The organism is Rhizobium sp. H4 (assembly GCF_003013335.1).
GTDB lineage: Bacteria > Pseudomonadota > Alphaproteobacteria > Rhizobiales > Rhizobiaceae > Rhizobium > Rhizobium sophoriradicis.
Genome location: NZ_PSOW01000002.1, coordinates 254,116 through 273,674 on the forward strand (window position 1 = coordinate 254,116; position 19,559 = coordinate 273,674).

The 19,559-nt window shown below is 61.1% G+C and carries 20 protein-coding genes; 14 read left to right on the forward strand and 6 right to left on the reverse strand.

What is annotated here, in order from left to right:
* Nucleotide 1: 1 nt before the first annotated feature.
* Nucleotides 2-502 carry a YbjN domain-containing protein gene (locus C4N04_RS03975; RefSeq protein WP_106795472.1) on the reverse strand — a complete coding sequence of 167 codons (501 nt, stop codon included), beginning with the start codon at nt 500-502 and terminating at the stop codon, nt 2-4.
* 390 nt (nt 503-892) lie between these two features.
* Nucleotides 893-1,153 (reverse strand): accessory factor UbiK family protein, encoded by a 261-nt coding sequence (locus C4N04_RS03980; protein WP_009997186.1) that lies wholly within the window; start codon nt 1,151-1,153, stop codon nt 893-895.
* Nucleotides 1,154-1,356: 203 nt separating this feature from the next.
* Here C4N04_RS03980 and lgt point away from each other — a divergent pair, with 203 nt between their 5' ends.
* From lgt to C4N04_RS04010, 6 genes are all read left to right on the forward strand, one after another.
* On the forward strand, nt 1,357-2,205 hold the full coding sequence (gene lgt, locus C4N04_RS03985; RefSeq protein ID WP_077991720.1) for a prolipoprotein diacylglyceryl transferase: 849 nt from the start codon (nt 1,357-1,359) through the stop codon (nt 2,203-2,205).
* 17 nt (nt 2,206-2,222) lie between these two features.
* Nucleotides 2,223-3,323, forward strand: coding sequence for a class I SAM-dependent methyltransferase (locus C4N04_RS03990; RefSeq protein ID WP_009997188.1), 1,101 nt, complete (start codon nt 2,223-2,225; stop codon nt 3,321-3,323).
* A 112-nt stretch (nt 3,324-3,435) separates the two neighbouring features.
* A complete protein-coding gene (gene pgeF / locus C4N04_RS03995; protein WP_106795473.1) occupies nt 3,436-4,230 on the forward strand; it encodes a peptidoglycan editing factor PgeF in 795 nt (264 codons plus the stop codon).
* A 5-nt stretch (nt 4,231-4,235) separates the two neighbouring features.
* Nucleotides 4,236-5,387, forward strand: a complete 1,152-nt coding sequence (locus C4N04_RS04000) for a Xaa-Pro peptidase family protein (protein ID WP_009997190.1) — start codon at nt 4,236-4,238, stop codon at nt 5,385-5,387.
* A 102-nt stretch (nt 5,388-5,489) separates the two neighbouring features.
* The gene (locus tag C4N04_RS04005) at nt 5,490-6,308 is read left to right on the forward strand and encodes a hypothetical protein (RefSeq protein WP_009997191.1); all 819 of its coding nucleotides are present in this window, start codon (nt 5,490-5,492) and stop codon (nt 6,306-6,308) included.
* 105 nt (nt 6,309-6,413) lie between these two features.
* Nucleotides 6,414-7,346 carry a ribose-phosphate pyrophosphokinase gene (locus C4N04_RS04010; RefSeq protein ID WP_010058894.1) on the forward strand — a complete coding sequence of 311 codons (933 nt, stop codon included), beginning with the start codon at nt 6,414-6,416 and terminating at the stop codon, nt 7,344-7,346.
* Nucleotides 7,347-7,661: 315 nt separating this feature from the next.
* On the opposite strand, the gene C4N04_RS04015 is transcribed toward C4N04_RS04010, so the two are convergent.
* On the reverse strand, nt 7,662-9,194 hold the full coding sequence (locus C4N04_RS04015; protein ID WP_106795474.1) for a hypothetical protein: 1,533 nt from the start codon (nt 9,192-9,194) through the stop codon (nt 7,662-7,664).
* A 376-nt stretch (nt 9,195-9,570) separates the two neighbouring features.
* On the opposite strand from C4N04_RS04015, the gene C4N04_RS04020 reads away from it, so the two are divergent.
* The 5 genes from C4N04_RS04020 to C4N04_RS04040 all read left to right on the forward strand — a co-directional run bounded on the left by C4N04_RS04020 (nt 9,571) and on the right by C4N04_RS04040 (nt 14,733).
* Nucleotides 9,571-10,179, forward strand: coding sequence for a 50S ribosomal protein L25/general stress protein Ctc (locus C4N04_RS04020; RefSeq protein WP_064684342.1), 609 nt, complete (start codon nt 9,571-9,573; stop codon nt 10,177-10,179).
* A 184-nt stretch (nt 10,180-10,363) separates the two neighbouring features.
* Nucleotides 10,364-12,715, forward strand: a complete 2,352-nt coding sequence (locus C4N04_RS04025; RefSeq protein ID WP_106795475.1) for an EAL domain-containing protein — start codon at nt 10,364-10,366, stop codon at nt 12,713-12,715.
* 24 nt (nt 12,716-12,739) lie between these two features.
* A complete protein-coding gene (locus C4N04_RS04030) occupies nt 12,740-13,453 on the forward strand; it encodes a transporter substrate-binding domain-containing protein (RefSeq protein ID WP_106795476.1) in 714 nt (237 codons plus the stop codon).
* Nucleotides 13,454-13,543: 90 nt separating this feature from the next.
* Nucleotides 13,544-14,275 carry an aminoacyl-tRNA hydrolase gene (gene pth, locus C4N04_RS04035; protein ID WP_106795477.1) on the forward strand — a complete coding sequence of 244 codons (732 nt, stop codon included), beginning with the start codon at nt 13,544-13,546 and terminating at the stop codon, nt 14,273-14,275.
* Nucleotides 14,272-14,733, forward strand: a complete 462-nt coding sequence (locus C4N04_RS04040) for a GNAT family N-acetyltransferase (protein ID WP_106795478.1) — start codon at nt 14,272-14,274, stop codon at nt 14,731-14,733. The genes pth and C4N04_RS04040 overlap by 4 nt, the downstream gene beginning before the upstream one ends.
* A 7-nt stretch (nt 14,734-14,740) precedes the next feature.
* On the opposite strand, the gene clpS is transcribed toward C4N04_RS04040, so the two are convergent.
* Nucleotides 14,741-15,052 carry an ATP-dependent Clp protease adapter ClpS gene (gene clpS / locus C4N04_RS04045; RefSeq protein WP_004680128.1) on the reverse strand — a complete coding sequence of 104 codons (312 nt, stop codon included), beginning with the start codon at nt 15,050-15,052 and terminating at the stop codon, nt 14,741-14,743.
* Nucleotides 15,053-15,376: 324 nt separating this feature from the next.
* On the opposite strand from clpS, the gene ychF reads away from it, so the two are divergent.
* Nucleotides 15,377-16,480 carry a redox-regulated ATPase YchF gene (gene ychF / locus C4N04_RS04050; protein ID WP_106795479.1) on the forward strand — a complete coding sequence of 368 codons (1,104 nt, stop codon included), beginning with the start codon at nt 15,377-15,379 and terminating at the stop codon, nt 16,478-16,480.
* Between the two features lie 20 nt (nt 16,481-16,500).
* Here ychF and C4N04_RS04055 read toward each other — a convergent pair whose 3' ends face one another.
* Entirely contained in the window at nt 16,501-17,580 is a 1,080-nt protein-coding gene (locus tag C4N04_RS04055) for a hypothetical protein (protein ID WP_106795480.1), read from the reverse strand.
* A gap of 194 nt (nt 17,581-17,774) precedes the next feature.
* Between C4N04_RS04055 and C4N04_RS04060 the strand changes: the two genes are divergently transcribed.
* Nucleotides 17,775-18,257: a MaoC family dehydratase gene (locus C4N04_RS04060; protein WP_106795481.1), complete on the forward strand. Its 483-nt coding sequence runs from the start codon at nt 17,775-17,777 to the stop codon at nt 18,255-18,257.
* The gene (locus C4N04_RS04065; protein ID WP_077990027.1) at nt 18,254-18,721 is read left to right on the forward strand and encodes a MaoC family dehydratase; all 468 of its coding nucleotides are present in this window, start codon (nt 18,254-18,256) and stop codon (nt 18,719-18,721) included. The genes C4N04_RS04060 and C4N04_RS04065 overlap by 4 nt, the downstream gene beginning before the upstream one ends.
* Nucleotides 18,722-18,748: 27 nt before the next feature.
* Here the strand turns inward: C4N04_RS04065 and C4N04_RS04070 are convergent, their stop codons facing one another.
* A complete protein-coding gene (locus C4N04_RS04070; protein WP_010058411.1) occupies nt 18,749-19,294 on the reverse strand; it encodes an adenine phosphoribosyltransferase in 546 nt (181 codons plus the stop codon).
* Between the last annotated feature and the right edge of the window lie 265 nt (nt 19,295-19,559).

Sequence of the window (19,559 nt, forward strand, 5' to 3'; positions counted from 1 at the left end):
CTTATGCCTCGCCGACCGTTTCGAACAGCACCGCTTCCATTGCCTTGGCCGCATCCATGCCGGACCAAACGACGAACTGGAAGGCCTGGAAATAGGCCTCGCAGGTGTCGAGCGCGCTGGAAAGCAGCACTTCCACTTGGCGGTTGGTGGGCTCGGCGCCGCCGGCAAGCAGCAGCGACTGCCTGAAGATGACGACGTCTTCCTGGCGCCAGAGGTCGAAATGCCCCATCAGCACCTGCCCATTGATCGCCGAGAGCAGCTTGACCACCTCGTTGACCCTGATGTCGGGGACTTTGATATCGAATGCGCAGCCAAGATGCAGCGCCTCGAATTCCTCCATCCAGGAGAAGGAGACATGATAGTCCGCCCAGCGCCCCTCGACCGTCATCGCGATCTCGTCCTCGCCGGACCGTTCGAACGACCAGTCATTGTTGGAGGCCACGTACTCGATCATATCGACCGGGTTCGACTGACGCTCGCCTTCCAATTCCATCAGGTTCATGCAGCACCTTCTTGACCGGAATGAATGCGACCTAACTTCGTGTACGAACACAAGAAAGACACACGCAAATACCGGAAACTACCACTGGATGATCGTTGAACCGCTGCCAGACTTAACGCAGATAACCTGCCCGGAGCTTACCAAGTCGCTTCGAATCATCATTTAAAATCAGTCTATAATGACCCTTGCCACCTGCCAGCCCCCTCAGAGGAAAATACGGACGGGCCGTTGTGGAAAGCTCTTCGAAACTCAATTCAGAAGGGAGAATAAGCGACTCTGCGAATTGGCTTTTTTGGCAGTGTCCACAGGTGGAAAACTCACCTGGAATTTTTTGTGACAGACGCGACGTGTGACATGAAGGCAACGCCGCGTCTGCACCGTACCGGGATATCAGTGACCCTCGCCGGCAAGCTTCGCTTCCAAAGCCGCGATGCGGGCGGCAAGCGCCTCGTTTTCGTCGCGTGCCTTGATCGCCATCTCGCGCACGGCCTCGAATTCCTCGCGCTTGACGACGTCCATGCTGTTCAGCCAACGCTCGGCCTGGGCGTTGAAAGCCGTCTCGATCTCCTTGCGGACTCCCTGGGCAGCACCTGCCGCGTCGGTCATCAGCTTGGCGAACTCATCCATGATGCGGTTCGTTCCGGTCGTCATGGCGTTTTTCTCCCTTCGGATGCGGTGAATTCGGCCCTTCAGGGCCTCGAAGATTGAGGTAGTGCTTCGCCACCAGGGATGCAAGCGCTTTGCACGGCATAGTCGTCGCCGGGCCGGGTTGCGGAAGCGAGATCACGAACAATGGACTTGACCGTCCGGGATCGCAGCGGCATGTTCCGCCGACTTCAACGGATGGGAAAACCTTGCCGATAGCCGCCGATCTCCTTGCCATCATGCCTTTCCCGGACATCGATCCGATCGCCTTTTCGATCGGTCCGCTGGCGATTCACTGGTACGGTCTCGCCTATGTCGCCGGCATTCTGCTCGGCTGGGCCTATGCGCGCCGGATCGCCGCCAATGACAGTCTCTGGCCCGGCAACGCGTCGCCGATATCGAGAGTGCAGCTCGACGATTTCATCGTCTGGGCAGCCCTCGGCGTCGTCCTCGGCGGTCGCCTCGGCTATATCTTCTTCTATGATCTCACAGCCGTCCTGCATGATCCCGTTCGTGCGGTTCAGATCTGGAACGGCGGCATGTCGTTCCATGGCGGCCTGGCCGGCACGACGGTTGCCATGATCCTCTTTGCCCGCCGCCACGCAATTCCGGTCTGGAGCCTGTTCGACATCGTCGCCACGGTCGTTCCCTTCGGCCTGTTCTTCGGCCGCATCGCCAATTTCATCAATGGCGAGCTCTGGGGCCGCTTGACCGACGTGCCTTGGGCCGTGGTTTTCCCGACCGGCGGTCCTTTCGCCCGCCACCCGAGCCAGCTCTACGAGGCCGGCCTCGAAGGTATCGTCCTGCTTCTGGTGCTCGCCGCCCTCGTCTACGGCATGCGCGTACTGAAAAGCCCGGGCTTCATCTCCGGCGTCTTCGTCTGCGGCTATGCGCTTTCACGCATCTTCGTTGAATTCTTCCGCGAGCCCGACTCCCAGCTCGGTTACCTCCTCGGCACCAACTGGCTGACCATGGGCATGGTTCTCTCCTCGCCGATGATTCTGCTCGGCCTCTGGGCGATGCTGCGCGCCCGCCGCCAGGCTGCGCTGCAGCTCTGACACGGCGGATAAACGAGATGAGCACCGCCCTCGGCGAAAAAATCAAGGCGATCATCCAGGCCAACGGTCCGATCAGCGTCACCGATTATTTCTCGCTCTGCCTGGCCGATCCCGAACATGGCTATTACCGCACCCGCGAGCCCTTCGGCCGCTCCGGCGACTTCGTCACCGCTCCGGAGATCAGCCAGATCTTCGGCGAAATGATCGGCGTCTTCATCGTCCATGCCTGGCAGCGCCACGGCACGCCGGCGGATGTGCGCCTCGTCGAGATCGGGCCTGGCCGCGGCACGATGATATCAGACATGCTGCGCGTCATCTCGCGCATCGCCCCACCGCTTTTCGACACCATGACCGTGCATCTTGTCGAAACCAGCGAGCGCCTGCGCGACGTCCAGAAGCAGACGCTCGAAGACTACGGCGAAAAAATCGCCTGGCACGACGGCTTCGACGAAGTCCCGGCCGGCTTCACCCTGATCGCCGCCAATGAATTGTTCGACGCGATCCCGATCCGCCAGTTCATCCGCACGCAGACAGGTTTTCGCGAGCGCATGGTCGGGCTCGACGCCGACGGTGAGTTGACCTTCGCCGCCGGCGTCGCCGGCCTCGATCCGGCTCTGCTGCCCGAACCGGTGCAGAACCTGCCGCTCGGCACGCTTTTCGAGATCTCGCCCGCCCGGCAGGCCGTGATGATGGCGATCTGCGAGCGGCTGCGCGCCTTCGGCGGCACGGCGCTGGTCATCGACTACGGCCATCTCGTCACCGGGTTCGGCGATACGCTGCAGGCAGTGCGCATGCATGAATTCGACCCGCCGCTTGCCCATCCCGGCGAAGCCGATCTGACGAGCCACGTCGATTTCCAGCAGCTTGCCGAAACGGCGCTGGCAGCCGGCCTGCATCTGAACGGCGCCCTGCATCAGGGCGACTTTCTGACCGGCCTCGGCATCCTCGAGCGCGCCGCCGCACTCGGCCGCGATCGCGAACCGCAGACCCAGCAGGTCATCCAGACGGCCGTCGACAGGCTTGCCGGCGCCGGTGAAGGCCGGATGGGAGAACTGTTCAAGGCGATGGCCGTCTCGCATCCGGCCGTAGATCTCATGCCCTTTCGTCCGGTGGATTGACAGGGCGCACGCGGCTGAGCCAACATCCGCGCGAAACAGCAACTTGAAGCGCGCCGCAGATGCGATGCGCTCGGGACAATAACAAACCTCTCGAAAAAGCCCGGAATCACAGATGCAGGACGCGGCCTCTCCAGCACCGATCGAAAGCGCGCTGCTGAACGATGCGACGGGCGGCGCCATCCGCCATGGTTATTTCACCCGGAGCGGCGGCGTTTCCGAAGGGATCTATCGCGGCCTCAATGTCGGCCTCGGCTCCAGCGACGAACGGCAAAAAGTCATGGAGAACCGCCGTCGCGTCGCCGCCTGGTTCGACCTGCCGATCGAGCGGCTGGCAACCGTGCACCAGGTGCATTCCCCCGATGTCGTCACGGTTGGCGCTGACTATGACGGCTCCCGTCCCGACGCTGATGCGCTGGTGACGGCAACCCGCGGCATTGTGCTCGGTGTGCTCGCCGCCGATTGCGGCCCGATCCTCTTCGCCGACCCCGAAAATCGCGTCATCGGCGCCGCCCATGCCGGCTGGAAGGGTGCGCTGACCGGCGTGCTCGAAAATACCATCGCCGCCATGGAGGCGCTGGGAGCGAACCGCGACAGCATCGTCGCCTGCCTCGGTCCCTCGATCAGTCAGGCAAGTTATGAGGTCGGCCCGGAATTCGTCGACCGCTTCATCACCGAAAATCCGGACTACGAACGCTTCTTCATACCCTCCGCGACGCCCCGCCACGCCATGTTCGACCTGCCGGCACTGACCATCGAACGGTTGACCCAGGCCGGCGTGCGAGCCGAAAGCCTCGGCCTCTGCACCTATCCGGACAGCGAGCGCTTCTTTTCCTATCGCCGGACGACACATCGCAAGGAGCCGGACTACGGCCGCCAGATTTCAGCGATATCAATCAGGGAGACTTGAGCAGAATGGCACTGCACTTCGAAAAGGCCGAGTTCGCAAGCCGACTTGCACGCCTCACCGAGAAGATGAAGGAAGAAAAGCTCGACGCCCTGCTGCTCTTCGCCCAGGAAAGCATGTACTGGCTGACCGGCTACGACACTTTCGGCTACTGCTTCTTCCAGACGCTGATCGTCAAGAGCGACGGCACCATGGCGCTAATCACCCGTTCGGCCGATCTTCGCCAGGCCAAGCATACCTCGGTCCTCGACGACATCCATATCTGGGTCGACCGGGTCAATGCCGATCCGACGCTCGACCTGAAGAACCTGCTGATCGAGATGGATCTGCTCGGCACCCGCATCGGCGTCGAATATGATACGCACGGCATGACCGGCCGCGTCGCCCGCCTGCTCGACGCGCAGCTGACCACTTTCGGCCAGATCGTCGATGCCTCCTATCTCGTCAGCCGTCTTCGCCTGATCAAGAGCCCGACCGAGATCGCCTATGTCGAACGGGCCGCCGCGCTCGCCGACGACGCGCTCGACGCCGCAATCCGGCTGACGAAACCGGGCGCTGACGAAGCCGACATCCTCGCCGCCATGCAGGGAGCGGTTTTTTCCGGCGGCGGCGACTATCCCGCCAACGAGTTCATCATCGGTTCGGCGGCCGACGCGCTGCTCTGCCGCTACAAGGCCGGCCGCCGCAAGCTCGACGCCAATGACCAGCTGACGCTCGAATGGGCCGGCACCTACGCGCATTATCATGCCGCCATGATGCGCACGATCGTCATCGGCGAGCCGATGCAACGCCATCGCGAAATCTACAATGCCTGCCGAGAAACCATCGAAGCGATCGAGACCGTGCTGAAGCCCGGCTACACCTTCGGCGACGTCTTCGATATGCATGCCAGGATCATGGACGAGCGCGGCCTCACCCGCCACCGGCTGAATGCCTGCGGTTATTCGCTCGGAGCCCGCTTCTCTCCGTCCTGGATGGAGCATCAGATGTTCCATGTCGGCAATCCGCAGCCGATCGAGCCAAACATGTCGCTCTTCGTGCACATGATCATCGCCGATTCCGATACCGGGACCGCGATGACGCTCGGACAGACCTATCTGACGACAGCGGATGCGCCGCGCGCACTGTCTCGTCATCCGCTCGATTTTATCGGCCTTTGAAGCCCGGGATTGACGGATGAGAATCCGGAATTGACAGAGGACCATCCCCGCCCGCATAAATTCGGGCGGGCTGATGCGATTGTGGGAAGGACGGATCACCGGATGACGCGAGCTGCGACTGTGCCCACGCTCCTGTTCGTCATGGCCCTGCTCACCGCCTGCAATACCACCGACGCGCTGACGCCGCAGGTCGGCATCGGCGATTCCTCCGGAGCCCCGCCGTCAAGCCCCGTGAGCCAGCGTGAGGCCGAAGGTTTGGCGGGCACGCGTCAACCGGTTTTCGCCGCGGGCTCGCAGCCGAATGGCTATCATCCGGCCTATAATCAATCGCAGGGAGCCTATCGGTCCGGCAGCGGCGCCCCGCCGACAACGATGCAGGAGCAGGCAGACGCCCTGTCGAAGAGCGGAGCCTCGCCCGCCGCCTCCGCCCCGATCGAAGGACAAGCGCTGGCACCGGCCGCCACCGGTGCCAGGTCTCAGGCGCAGACCAGCCAGACTCTTGACGCGCAGCCGCAGCAGACCGCCGCCCTCACGCCCGGCGCCTCTTCCGCCCGCGGCAATACCGTGCGTTTCCTGCCGATCATCGGCGCGCCGGTGCAGGCTGTAACGCCGCTCTCGCGCCAGCTCGGCGCCGAGGCGCGGGCGCATGGCCTTTCCATCAAGAGTTCGAACGATACGAGCAGCGACTATATCCTCAAAGGCTATCTCTCCGCCTTCAGCGACGACGGCAAGGTCACCGTGGTCTATGTCTGGGACATTCTCGACGGCGGCGGCGCCCGCCTGCACCGCATCCAGGGGCAGGAAAGCGTGCCGACAGCCGCGGCCGACCCCTGGGCGGGCGTTCCGGCTTCGGTAATGCAGCAGATCGCCTCGAAAACCATCGCGGAATTCACCTCCTGGCGGCAGGCGCGGGGCGGTTAGTCACAAACTTTTTGCAAATATCAAAGCCTGTGGCGCCTTTGCCCTTGCATTCACGGGGAAGCTGACTAAAAAGCGCGGCTATCAGCGCATAACAGGCGGACCAACATGAAGGTTTTCGCAGGCAATTCGAACCGGCAACTCGCCGAAGCGATCTGCAACTATCTCAACGTTCCCTTGGGGAAAGCCAGCGTCCGAAGGTTTGCCGATCAGGAAATCTTCGTCGAAATTCAGGAAAACGTCCGCGGCGAGGACGTTTTCCTCGTACAGCCGACGTCCTACCCTGCCAACGACCATCTGATGGAACTGCTGATCATGATCGACGCCATGCGTCGTTCGTCAGCCCGCCGCATCACGGCCGTGCTCCCCTATTTCGGCTATGCCCGCCAGGACCGCCGCGCCTCCGGCCGCACCCCGATCTCAGCCAAGCTCGTCTCGAACCTGATCACCGAAGCCGGCGCCGACCGCGTCATGACGCTCGATCTCCACGCCGGTCAGATCCAGGGCTTTTTCGACATTCCGACGGACAATCTATATGCGCTGCCGGTCCTGACGCGCGACATCAAGAGCCACTATGACCTGAGCAACGTCATGGTCGTCTCGCCTGACGTCGGCGGCGTCGTTCGCGCCCGTGCGCTTGCCAAGCGACTGGACTGTCTTCTGTCGATCGTCGACAAGCGTCGCGACCGGCCGGGTGAATCCGAAGTCATGAACATCATCGGCGACGTCACCGGCAAGGACTGCCTGCTGATCGACGATATCGTCGATTCCGGCGGCACGCTCTGCAATGCGGCCGATGCACTGCTTGCCCAGGGCGCCTCTAGCGTCACGGCTTATATCACCCACGGCGTCCTGTCCGGCGGCGCCGTCACCCGCGTCACCTCGTCCAAGCTGCGTGAACTTGTCATCACCGACTCGATTCAGCCGACGACGGCCGTGCAGTCTGCCCATAATATTCGCGTTGTGACGACTGCTCCGCTAATCGGCGAAGCCATCAGCCGGACGAGCCAGGAAGAATCCGTCTCCAGCCTCTTCGATTAAAAAGAGCCGGCGTTCACAGAGCAGTAGAAAAGTGTCGTTCTGAGTGAGCGCCGCCCGCCCCGTAGGCGGGGCGAAGGGATATGCCGTACCGGCTTTCCTTACCCTCGACGCTGCATTCGGCACCTCCCCTCGCCCCGTTTACGGGGGTCCGCAGGACGGGTCGAGAACCGTGACTCCACCCCGGCAAGGGCTAGGGTGGGGCAGCCCGTCGAGACCAACCATACAGCCGTGGCTCAACGCCGAGTCAGAACGGAGTTGGTCAAAACGCTGAAGCCGGCGCAAGGCCGGCCTCTTTCTTATCCCGATTGACGACGCTCAAGGCTGCTGCGGCGGCGCAGGCACCGCGTCCTGGCCCTGCTCTTGGTCTGGCTCCAGCCCCTGATCTTGATCCGGAGCGTCCGGCCCCTTGACCATCTGGCCGTTGACCGTGACCGCGCCGTCGCGGCTGACGCTGATGTCCCAACGCGAACGACCGTCGGGATCGGTCTTGGCAAAGCCCTTCACCATCATGATGCCGAAGGAGACCTGGTTGAGATCGGGATCGGTCTTGGCAAGTTCCTGAACTGCCGCGATCGTCTTGTCGAGATCGCGCGCCAGGATCGTCGCCTCCATAGAATAGTCCTTTTCGGTGTCGACCCGGCCTTCGATCTTGCCCGTCATATCGACGTCGTAGACATTCGACTTGGCGCTGATCTTCGGGAACTCCACCTTGAGAAGGCCGTCGCGGAAGAGCTTCTTCGCCATCTCCTCGCCGGTCTTCTCGGGTGCCTTGTCATTGAAATCCACCGCCATCAGGTCGTTGCCGAAGCTTGCGAAATCCAGGTTCGGAACAGCGACCTGGAAATCGAAATTGGTCGGCATGAATGTCGCGTAATTTGCCGGCATTAGCGGCGTGTCGAGGCTGATCTCCTCCGCGTTCATGCCGAAGCCGAAACGCATGGCGTCGCTCGGGCCTTCAATTGCGAGGTTGTAGTTGAATGCCTTGGCGCCGCCCTTGCCCATCTCGTTCGTGACGGACAGGTCGTTGACCCCGATCGTCTCGCTGAACAAGGTCAGAAGCGGAAATGCTTCCTTCGCTATTGTCTTTATCTTGTCGGTATCTTCCGAGCTCAATTCCTTCTCATCGAGATGGTCGAGCATGAAGAAGACCATCTCGCGAATCTGCTTCGCCGGCAGGCCATTCACCTTGGCATCGACATTGATTGAGCCGGCACGAATTTCGATGGGCGGCATTTGCAGACCGGAAACCTGCTCGACAAAACCAGACATTGAGGCGCTGCCGACAAAATCGATGCGTCCGTTGCCGCCTGCACTGTCCGTCGAACTCAGCTTCTGGTCCATGCTGGCGATGGCGGCATGAACTTCCTCGGTTTCAGACTTGCTGGCGACCTTGACGTCCTTGACCGCGAAGGTGCCTGAGCGCAGATAGCTGATTGCTGGGTCGAAAACACCGCTATAGACGATCGAAGCGATGGAATAGGTGAAATTCGTAGTTTTCTGATCCGGGTCTCTAAAATGGCCGGAGACGTTGAAACTGTCGTCGCCTTCGATGTTCCAAAGCCCATTGTCGAGCGGCGTGGCGAATGTCGAGAACGGGGTAAGGCCGTTGATGGTGAAGGTCGCCGGATCGACTTTGGCAAGCAGCTTCGCCAGATCATAAATGATCTCGTAGCGCATGCCCGCCGGATTGACGGTGATGAAGCCGCTCTTCGCCAGATCATCTGGAAGCAACTTTGTCAGAGTGTCCCTGACGGTGTTGGCGCCATCCTGATTGATCTCCACGGCCTCGGCCGTGGTAAAAACGCAAAGGGCAAGCAAGCTCGTTGCCGTGACAAGTTTGAGACGCATAGTCTGGTTTCTCCTCAGCCGCTTTTTGAGCGGCCATCCAAAGATGCGAAGCCCGGCGATGTCAAGCCAAGTGGCCCTGGACGGACGCGGTTTTGAAGTGATTTCATGAGGTTCGTATCTTTGAGCCGAAGCCCGGCCTGCGCTTGTTGATGTTGCCGGGGCTCATTCCCAGACATGGCCGGTGACGCCTGCGAAGGCGGCAGCCTCGCCGCAATCAGCAACTTGCGTTTCCGAGCGACTTATAATATAGGCCACCGGTCCGTGTAGACACCCTTGGAGGCAACGCGGATGAGGATGGGGAAACCCGCCTCTGGTTCGACGGAACAAGGCTTTTGCCCGCCGACGAACTCTCCAAATAACCTCGAAAGGAATAGCCATGAGCCAGGAAACTTACGAGCTCAAGGCCGAGGCGCGCGAACGGGTTGGTAAGGGGTCCGCCCGTGAACTTCGCCGCAACGGTTTAATTCCCGCTGTCATCTATGGTGACAAGCAGGCCCCCATTGCCATCGCTCTCAACACCAATGAGGTGACGAAGCGCATCCACGCCGGCGGTTTCATGACCACCGTCGCGACCATCGAAGTCGACGGCAAGAAGTACAAGGTTCTGCCGAAGGACTACCAGCTCGATCCGGTCCGCGATTTCACGATGCATGTCGATTTCCTCCGCGTCTCCGGCAACACTCAGGTGACCGTCGAAATCCCGGTTCACTTCATCAACGAAGAGAAGTCCCAGGGCCTCAAGGTCGGTGGCGTTCTGAACATCGTCCGCCACTCGGTCGAAGTTCATTGCCCGGCCGATGCGATCCCGGAATTCTTCGACATTGACCTCAGCGGCAAGAAGATCGGCGACAGTATCCACATTTCGGAAGTCACCCTGCCGAAGGGCGTGACCACGGTCATCGACCGCGACTTCACCATCGCGACCATCGTCGCTCCGGCTGCCGGTGTCGACGAAAGCGCCGAAGAAGGCGAAACCGAAGCCTGATCGCTTCACTCCATTTATAATACATATGGCCCGCCTCCCCCAGGAAGGCGGGCTTCTCGTTGCCCGCAGACCCCCGTTTCAGCAACATTTAACATATTCGTGAAAGCATGCCTCGTCAGCTGCGAAGAAGCCGGCCCGAACGCGCGACAGCAAATATGGCCGGCCTGGGGGAGTAAACGGAACCATGAACAATTCCGTTGAGAACAGGTTTTTTGGGATTGTTTGCGGAGCGCTGCTTGTTTTTGTCGCTCCTCTCTTTGTTCTCTTTCTTTTTCTTTCTTCGGAGCGGGCCGACAAGGAAATACGCGACCATATCTCGGTTCTTCTTGTCGCCAATGCCCAGGCGCTGGCAAAGCCCCTCTGGGACCTCGATGAAGAAAGCGTCACTCAGATCAGCGCGACGGTCGTTTCCCAGGGCGCCATCGTCAAGGTCGAAGTGCGCGACCAGTCAGGCCAGCTCGACGTCAGCCAGTCCACCATTCCCCGCTCCTTCGACGGCAAGCTCGTGCAGGTGTCGCGTGCCATCATCTACAACACCGTCGATGGCCCGAAGAATCTCGGCAGTATCAGCGTCTACTATCCCACTATCGGCCTGTTTTCCGGTCTGAAGCAGGAAGAGGTCGTCTTCATTTCGATCTTCATCTTCGCAGTTCTGACCGTTTTCGGCACCGCGTTGATCGGCAACCGCTTCTTCGTCATCCAGCCGCTGATGCGGCTGACGGCAGCGATCGAGGCCACCCGCCAGCTCGGCTCCCGCCATCACGTCGACTGGCAGTCGAACGACGAGATGGGACGGCTTGCCCGCAGCTTCAACGAGATGCAGACCAAGCTCGAAAGCGAGGAGAAGGAGCTGAAGCTCGCCCATCGCCGCGCCACCGATATCTACAATCTCACCCCCGCCATGCTCTTCTCGCTCGACGAGGAAGACCGCATTACCGCCGTCAGCGATTATTGGCTGCTTGCCACCGGCTATAATCGCGCCGCCGTCATCGGCCGCAACTTCGCCGATCTCGTCACGGCAAACACCCGCGACAAGTTCGTCAAGCGCCGCCGGGCCGAGAGCGGCATGGCGGTTACCGTCAAGTTCGTCTGCCTGGACGGCCGCACCATGGACGTCCTTATCATGGAATCGGAAGCCGGCGCCGGCGCTCAAGATCGCCTCTCCCTGTCGGTCATGACCGATGTGACCGAGCTCAAGGCGTCCGAGGACCGCAATCATCGCCAGGCAATCACCGATCACCTGACCGGGCTTCTCAACCGCCAGGGTTTTGAAGCCGTGCTCGACAGCAAGATCGCTGCGGCAGACGCCGCCGGCCAGGAGCTCGCCTGCCTCTTCGTCGATCTCGACCGCTTCAAGTGGATCAACGACAATATGGGCCATGCCGCTGGCGACAGGGCATTGATCGAGCTGGTTGCGCGCCTGAAGACCCATCTTGCTCCCTTCGACGAGGCGGCTCGTCTCGGCGGAGACGAATTCGCCATCCTGCTGCCGGCGAAGGACGCCGAAAGGCGCGCCAAGGCGATGTGCGAGCAAATCGCCTCGGTCTTCGAAACGCCATTTGCCCCGGACATGCATCTGAGCGCTTCGATCGGCATCGCCATCTATCCGCATCATGCCGCGACCGCCGCCGAACTGCTGCAGAAATCCGACATGGCGATGTATGCCAAGAAACGCGACGGCAAGAATGGTGCGCAGCTCTTCGACAATGCCATGCTCGACCGCGCCCGCAGCCGCGCCGAAATCGAGGCCAATATCGAAGCCGGCCTCGTCGACAACTGGTTCGACGCTTTCCTGCAGCCGATCGTCAATTTGAACGGCCGCGGCATTGCCGGTTTCGAGGCGCTGATGCGCCTCAACCATCCGCAGAAGGGCCTGATGCCGCCGGCCGAGATCATCAGCGTCGCCGAAGAAACAGGAAAGATCGTCCGCGTCGGCAACGTCATCATGGAGAAGGCGATCGCCAACCTCGCGAAAATTTCCCGCATATCGGGCATGCAGGACACCTATATCGCCATCAACTTCTCGCCGCTGCAGTTCGAACCGGCGCTGCCGGCCCGGCTTGCCGCGATTGTCGGCCGCCACGGCATCCGCCCCGAACGCATCGTCGTCGAGATCACCGAAGCAGTGCTGATGCATGACAACCCTGAGATCCGCATGATCGTCACGGAGCTTCGCCGCTTCGGCTGCCGCATCGCGCTCGACGATTTCGGCACCGGCTATTCGTCGCTGAGCTACCTCAACCGCTTCCCTGTCGACATCATCAAGATCGACCAGTCCTTTACCCGCGCGATCAACGACGGCGATGATGACGTGCGCCAGAAGAGCCGCATGCTGATCGAAGGCATTACGACCCTCTCCCACAAGATGAACTGCACCGTCATCGCCGAGGGCATCGAGACCGAAGAGGAATGCCGCACGCTCCACCAGATGGGGCTGGACTATGGCCAGGGCTACCTCTTCCATCGCCCGCAGCACGCAGCCAAGCTCATCGAGGAACTGATGATGGCGCAATCGGCCGTCGCACGCGCCTCGTAAACGAAGAACGAAGGAGATGATCCGATGAAAAAGCTCCTGCTCCTTGCATGCCTGGCGCTGCCCTGCGCTGCCCATGCGCAGACGATCAATTTCACGACCGAGGATTACGCCCCCTTCAACTATCGCGACGGCAAGGAGATCAAGGGTGCGACGGTCGAGCAGGTCGAAAAGGTGATGGCCGCGATCGGCGTCGACTACACGATCGAAGTCCTGCCCTGGGCGCGCGCTTTCGGCCTCGCCCGCACGGCGCCGATGACCTGCGTTTTCGCCACCGCCCACAACGGCGCCCGCGACCCGCTGTTCAAATGGATCGAGCCGCTGCTGATCGATCGCAATATCCTGATCACCCGCAAGGGCTCGGGCATCACCGCCGGCAATCTCGACGAGGCGAAGAAATATACGATCGGCACGCAGCGGGAGGACTACACCGAGACCATCCTGAAGGAGAAGGGCTTCACCAAGCTCGACGTCGCCAGCGACTTCAACGCCACGCTGCGCAAGCTGCTGAGCGGCCGTATCGACATGATGCCGATCTCCGAACTCTATTTCGACAAGCTGAAGGCCGACCAGCCAGTGGAGATGGTGACCGTGCTCTCGGCCCAGCCGATGGGCATTGCCTGCGAAAAAGGCTTTCCGGACGATCTGCGCGCCAAGATGCAATCAGCGCTCGACAAGCTGATCGCCGATGGCGAACAGAAAAAGATCTTCCTGAAATACGGCATGAACCTGTCCGACTGACGCAGCCAGACGGGCCGATGCCCTTTCCGCTTGACTTTGCTCCCATTTCCGGGTGGTGAACGCAGAACAACAAGCAAGGAATGACAGGCCATGCTGATCATCGCGGGTCTCGGCAATCCCGGCGGCAAATACGCCGGCAACCGTCACAATATCGGCTTCATGGCCGTTGACGCCATCCATCGGCGCCACAGCTTTTCGCCCTGGTCGAAGAAGTTCAGGGGCGAGATCGCCGAAGGCGAACTCGCCGGCGAGAAGGTGCTGCTGATCAAGCCGCAGACCTATATGAACCTCTCCGGCGAGGCCGTCGGCGAGGCGATGCGCTTCTACAAGCTCCAGCCGGCCGACCTTGTCGCGATTTATGATGAGCTCGACCTTCCCGCCGGCAAGGCGCGGCTGAAGACCGGTGGCGGCCATGGCGGCCACAACGGCATCAGGTCGCTGGACGCCCATTGCGGCAAGGAATACCGGCGGCTGCGCCTCGGCATCGGCCATCCCGGCGTCAAGGAAATGGTGCAGAACCATGTGCTCGGTGATTTCGCCAAGGCCGACAAGGTCTGGCTCGAACCACTTCTCGACACGCTGGCCGACAATGCCGACATGCTGGTGCGAAACGAGGATTCGCAGCTGATGAACAAGATCGCGCTGGCGCTCGGCGGCAAGGCCGAGGAAGAAAAGCCGCGCAAGGAAGGCAAGGACAGCGAGAAGAAGCCGGCAGGCCAGTCGCATATCCGCCAGGCCCGCAGCAGCAATCAGCCGAAACTCCCCGCCACCGGTCCGATGGCCGAGATGCTGAAGAAAATGTTCGGCAATAAGGGGGAATGAATCCGATGCCGAACCAGGATTTCGCCATCCGTCCCGCAACTGCCGACGATCTTCCGGGATTGACCGTCCTCTACCGGCATTTGAACCCGACAGATCCGGTTCTCGACAAGGCCCTGGCCGAAGAGCGCTTCTGCACCATACTCGCCCAGCCCGGCATGACCCTATTCATCGGCTTTGCCGGCAATCTCGCAGCCGCCACCGTGACGATGATCGTCGTGCCGAACCTGACGCGAGGCGGCGCCTCTTATGCGCTGATCGAAAATGTCGTCACCCATGCCGACCATCGCCGGCGCGGCTATGCCGGTGCCGTCATCGGCCATGCGGTGGAACAGGCCTGGAGGGCCGGCTGCTATAAGGTGATGCTGCTCACCGGCTCGAAGAACCCGGCCACGCTGCGCTTCTACGAGAATTGTGGCTTCGTGCAGGACAAGACCGGCTATCAAATCCGCCGACTCTGAGCCCCGGCTATTCCTCCGGCTCCGTCGTGAACATCAGCGGAAAGCCCATCTCCTTGGCAAGGTCGATGCCTTCCTTGGCCTTGGTTTCGGCGATATCCTTGGCGCAGACCACGACCACGCAGGAACCGAGCTTGTGCGCCGTCATCATCACCCGGTAGCCGGTCTCCTCGCTCATGCGGAAGACAACCTTCAGGATGACGATGACGAATTCGCGCGGCGTATAATCGTCATTGACGAGGATGACCTTGTAGAGCTTCGGCTTGTCCAGCTTCGGCTTCACCTTGGTCTTCGGTTTTAGGGCAACGTCGTTGTCACTCATCGGAAAATCCACCCGTTGATGACATGGTCAGGAATCTTCAAACAACTAATCATTGTCGATGACGAATTTTCGACGGTGCGCCGTGGCTGCCCTCCTCGATCAGGAGGAAATTGGCCGCCGGGTTGAGGCCGGATGTGCGGCCGGCAGGAGCGACCGTGCATCTGACGAAATCCGTAATGCATCGAAACCGCGATCGCCCTCGAAAATAGGCCGGCGCCGTTCCTTGGGCAAGTGAGCAAGGTTAAAAGCTCGCTAAGACTTGACCATATTGCTCCTTTATCCCATAGGCACCAGCAAGAAATTCAAGAACAGCAGGTTTTAGCCATGGGCTTCAAATGCGGCATCGTCGGTCTGCCGAACGTCGGCAAATCGACCCTCTTCAACGCGCTCACCAAGACGGCGGCGGCACAGGCGGCGAATTATCCCTTTTGCACGATCGAGCCGAATACCGGCGAAGTCGCCGTACCCGATCCGCGCATGCGCAAGCTTGCCGATATCGCCAAGTCGAAGGAACTGATCCCGACCCGCATCTCCTTCGTCGACATCGCCGGCCTGGTGCGCGGCGCCTCGAAGGGTGAGGGCCTCGGCAACCAGTTCCTCGCCAATATCCGCGAGGTCGACGCCATCGTGCATGTGCTGCGCTGCTTCGAAGACAGCGATATCACCCATGTTGAGGGCCGCATCAATCCCGTTGCCGATGCCGAGACGATCGAGACCGAGTTGATGCTCGCCGATCTCGAAAGCCTGGAACGCCGCACCGAGCAGACGCGCAAGCGTGCCACCGGCAAGGACAAGGAATCGATGGCGATGCTGCCGATCATGGAAGCGTCGCTGAAGCTGCTCAACGAGGGCAAGCCGGTGCGCACCCTGCTGCCGACGCTCGATGCCGAGGAGATCACCATCCTTAAGGGCCTCAACCTCCTGACCTCGCACCCGGTGCTCTATGTCTGCAACGTCGCCGAGGCCGATGCTTCGACCGGCAATGAATTCACCGAGGCCGTCGCCGCCATGGCCAGGGAACAAGGCGCCGAAACCGTCGTCATCTCGGCGGCGATCGAGGCTGAGGTCGCTCAGCTTCCCGAGGATGAGGCCAAGGAATTCCTCTCCGCCCTCGACCTTGACGAGGCCGGCCTCGACCGGCTGATCCGCGCCGGCTACAAGCTGCTCCACCTCATCACCTATTTCACCGTCGGCCCGAAGGAAACGCGCGCCTGGACGATCGAGCGCGGCACCAAGGCGCCGCAGGCCGCCGGCGTCATCCATTCGGATTTCGAGCGCGGCTTCATTCGCGCCAACACCATCGCCTATGACGATTACATCAAATATAACGGCGAAGTCGGCGCCAAGGATGCCGGCAAGGCGCGCGACGAAGGCAAGGAATACGTCGTCCAGGACGGCGACGTCATCCATTTCCGTTTCAATACCTAAAATAAGAGAGCGCTGCCGCCTTAACCCGGCGGCAGCCTGTTTGCGATGGCCGGCGGCAGTGTCCTGAGCACCAGCCGCCGAAGCGGCATCCAGCCGGTGCCGATGATTAATACGACCGCGCCGACAATGATCAGCGTGGTGAAGATGTAGGTGTCGACCGTGGCGCTTCCCTGCCGGAAGACGCCGAAGATCGCAACGCCGAGCGACAGCAGTCCCGAAGTGACGAAGGCGCGGCGATCGATGATGAGACCGAGCAGCATCAGCGCCGCCACCGTCGCAACGACGACGGGTGTCCGCGACGACATGTTCGCGACGTCGACAATACGAATATCTGCTCCGAACGACAGCAGGGAAACGGTGCTATAGAGCAGCGCCGGCGCCGCGCCGAGATGCAGCCAGAAAGCGATATCCGAACGCGTCGTCCGCCGCAGCCGGTCGCCGAGATCGAAATAGAGCGCCAGCGCAAACAATCCTACCGCGCAGATCAGGGCAACCAGCGCCAGCACGGCGGGATGATCGAGGAAAAACGCCGGATTGCCGCTTGCCCACTGTACCAGGCGCAAAAGCAGGGTGAGGACGAAGGCAAGCACCGACATGATGCAGAGCGCCAGCGAAAGCGGTACGCGGTAGCGAGCATAATAGGCGCCGAGAATGATCGGGAAACCTGCGACGAACTGCGTCGCCTCCGCTCCGAAGGATGTTGCGGTCGGCGTCCACGGCGGGAAAAATCGCGACATCAGCAGGCAAGTCCAGCAGAACAGGGCGATCGTCAGGCTGACGGCCGGCAAAGCGAGCCGCTGGCGGCGCACCAGGATTTCAGAAAGGACGATGATCGCGGGCAGCACGGCATAAAGTGCAGAAAGCCCCCAGAGGCCCGCGAGCGCCACAACGACGCCGATGGTGATCAGCACGTCGTGAAAACCGCGCACGAAGCGCGGCGTCTCCGTGTCCGACCATGCCGGTCCGTCGGCGGCTGCCGGCTGCGGCTCGACAACCGCCACGCCGCGCTCGGTCAGGAAGGGCAGAAGCCGTCCGCCTGCCTCCGGCGAAATCAGCCCCTGGCGCGCAGCCTCGTCGAGTATCGACTTCAGTCCCGTCATGCCGGTTTATCTCCCCGGAATCATTGAGCTCACGCGGATGCTATTGTAAGCACTAGAGCATGATGCCGAAAAGTGTGAGCGGTTTTCGGGCGACATCATGCTCTAACTCTTTAATGTAGAACAGGATTCAGATTTCTAGGCCGATTCGGCCTAAAATCATCCTGTTCTAGGCCCTGCATACGGCGGAGGAGCGAATGTCGGCAGAAAAGCTTTTCTTCGAAGATTTCCCACCCGGCCAGCGCTTCACCCTAGGTCCGAAGCCGGTGCTTGCCGAGGAGATCATCGAATTTGCCAGGGAATTCGATCCGCAGCCGATGCATCTCGACGAGGCCGCCGGCCGCGCCAGCATCCTCGGCGGGCTCGCCGCCTCCGGCTGGCATACGTCATCGATGCTGATGCGCATGATGGCCGACAGCTACATTCTGAACGCGCACTGCGAGGGCGCTCCGGGCATCGATCTGATGGAATGGCGAAAACCGGTGCTGGCCGGCGACACGCTGGACGGCCACTCGACCGTCCTCGAAGCCCGGCTGATGCGCTCGCGCCTTGGCATTGGCATCGTCAAGTTCCGTCATGTGGTGGAAAATCAGCGCGGCGAACTCGTCTGCCTTTCGGAGAATTCGGTCATGATCCGCACGCGCCCTGAAGACGGTATGGGTCCGGAGGTGTCGCGATGAGAATGTCCGAGCTTTACGCCGTCGGCGAGAAGGCCGAGATCGGCAGATACACTTTTACCGAGGAAAACATCATCCGCTTCGCGACACGTTATGATCCTCAGCGTTTTCATGTCGACAAGGAGGCCGCGAAAAATACCCTCTTCGGCGGCCTCTGCGCCTCCGGCTGGCACACCACCGCCGCTTGGATGCGAACCTTCCTCGCCTTCTGGCAAAGGCAAAGCGTCATGCTCGCCGAAAAGGGCCAGACGTCACCCAAGCTCGGCCCCTCACCCGGCTTTCAGAAACTACAATGGCTGCGGCCCGTCTTTGCGGGCGATGTCGTAACCTATTCCGTCGCCTTCCTCTCCAGCCGGCCGCTCGCGTCGCGGCCGGGCTGGCACCTCAACACGATCCTCTGCGAAGGCGTCAATCAGAATGGCGAGGCTGTGATGCGCTTCGAGAGCGGCGTCCTCGATTTCGACTGACGCCGCTGGTGCCGGGGTGAAGAAGGATCAATGCCCGGAGAATTCGACCAACGTGTGCACGACGACTCCGAGCTCTTCGAGCTTCCTGCGGCCACCGAGATCGGGGAGATCGATGACGAAGCAGGCGCCGACCACCTCCGCGCCGATCTGGCGCAGCAACTTCGTAGCCCCCACCGCCGTGCCGCCTGTGGCGATCAGGTCATCGACCAGGATCACCTTCTCGCCGGGCTGCACCGCATCGCGGTGCATCTCCATCTCGTCGACGCCATATTCGAGGCTGTAGGCGATGCGCACGGTATCGTGCGGCAGCTTGCCCTTCTTGCGGATCGGAACAAAGCCTGAGGAAAGCTGATGCGCCACCGCACCGCCGAGGATGAAGCCGCGCGCCTCCATGCCGGCGATCTTATCGATCTTCGTGCCTGCATAGGGCTGAACAAGTTCGTCGACCGCCCGGCGGAAAGCGCGGGGGTTGCCGAGCAGCGTGGTGATGTCGCGGAAAATGATGCCGGGCTTGGGGTAATCGGGAATGGAGCGAATGCTGGCTGCAAGCTCCGAAGTCGTATTTTTGTCCATCGAAAGTCCATATCTGCGAGGCATGAAACCAAAGCGCGCCGCGTCAAACCTGATTCAAGCGACGCGCTTTAGCGCATTTTTTTTGCGTGTTGTCCCGAAAGCGTGGCACACCTCCGGGCGACATGCATTAGAGCATGACGCCGAAAAGTGTGAGCGAGTTCGACGACATCGTGCTCTAACTCATTCGTGTTTCACCCGCACCCTATCAATTGGCGGGAGCGGAACAAACAAAAAAGGCGGCTCGCAAGCCGCCCTTCGAATTCGG

What these genes read in the sequence shown, in the direction of transcription:
- C4N04_RS03975 (WP_106795472.1), bottom strand. Translation starts at nt 502, where the DNA reads ATGAACCTGATGGAATTGGAAGGCGAGCGTCAGTCGAACCCGGTCGAT.
- C4N04_RS03980 (WP_009997186.1), bottom strand. Translation starts at nt 1,153, where the DNA reads ATGACGACCGGAACGAACCGCATCATGGATGAGTTCGCCAAGCTGATG.
- C4N04_RS03990 (WP_009997188.1), top strand. Translation starts at nt 2,223, where the DNA reads ATGAGCACCGCCCTCGGCGAAAAAATCAAGGCGATCATCCAGGCCAAC.
- pgeF (WP_106795473.1), top strand. Translation starts at nt 3,436, where the DNA reads ATGCAGGACGCGGCCTCTCCAGCACCGATCGAAAGCGCGCTGCTGAAC.
- C4N04_RS04000 (WP_009997190.1), top strand. Translation starts at nt 4,236, where the DNA reads ATGGCACTGCACTTCGAAAAGGCCGAGTTCGCAAGCCGACTTGCACGC.
- C4N04_RS04005 (WP_009997191.1), top strand. Translation starts at nt 5,490, where the DNA reads ATGACGCGAGCTGCGACTGTGCCCACGCTCCTGTTCGTCATGGCCCTG.
- C4N04_RS04010 (WP_010058894.1), top strand. Translation starts at nt 6,414, where the DNA reads ATGAAGGTTTTCGCAGGCAATTCGAACCGGCAACTCGCCGAAGCGATC.
- C4N04_RS04015 (WP_106795474.1), bottom strand. Translation starts at nt 9,194, where the DNA reads ATGCGTCTCAAACTTGTCACGGCAACGAGCTTGCTTGCCCTTTGCGTT.
- C4N04_RS04020 (WP_064684342.1), top strand. Translation starts at nt 9,571, where the DNA reads ATGAGCCAGGAAACTTACGAGCTCAAGGCCGAGGCGCGCGAACGGGTT.
- C4N04_RS04025 (WP_106795475.1), top strand. Translation starts at nt 10,364, where the DNA reads ATGAACAATTCCGTTGAGAACAGGTTTTTTGGGATTGTTTGCGGAGCG.
- C4N04_RS04030 (WP_106795476.1), top strand. Translation starts at nt 12,740, where the DNA reads ATGAAAAAGCTCCTGCTCCTTGCATGCCTGGCGCTGCCCTGCGCTGCC.
- pth (WP_106795477.1), top strand. Translation starts at nt 13,544, where the DNA reads ATGCTGATCATCGCGGGTCTCGGCAATCCCGGCGGCAAATACGCCGGC.
- C4N04_RS04040 (WP_106795478.1), top strand. Translation starts at nt 14,272, where the DNA reads ATGAATCCGATGCCGAACCAGGATTTCGCCATCCGTCCCGCAACTGCC.
- clpS (WP_004680128.1), bottom strand. Translation starts at nt 15,052, where the DNA reads ATGAGTGACAACGACGTTGCCCTAAAACCGAAGACCAAGGTGAAGCCG.
- ychF (WP_106795479.1), top strand. Translation starts at nt 15,377, where the DNA reads ATGGGCTTCAAATGCGGCATCGTCGGTCTGCCGAACGTCGGCAAATCG.
- C4N04_RS04055 (WP_106795480.1), bottom strand. Translation starts at nt 17,580, where the DNA reads ATGACGGGACTGAAGTCGATACTCGACGAGGCTGCGCGCCAGGGGCTG.
- C4N04_RS04060 (WP_106795481.1), top strand. Translation starts at nt 17,775, where the DNA reads ATGTCGGCAGAAAAGCTTTTCTTCGAAGATTTCCCACCCGGCCAGCGC.
- C4N04_RS04065 (WP_077990027.1), top strand. Translation starts at nt 18,254, where the DNA reads ATGAGAATGTCCGAGCTTTACGCCGTCGGCGAGAAGGCCGAGATCGGC.
- C4N04_RS04070 (WP_010058411.1), bottom strand. Translation starts at nt 19,294, where the DNA reads ATGGACAAAAATACGACTTCGGAGCTTGCAGCCAGCATTCGCTCCATT.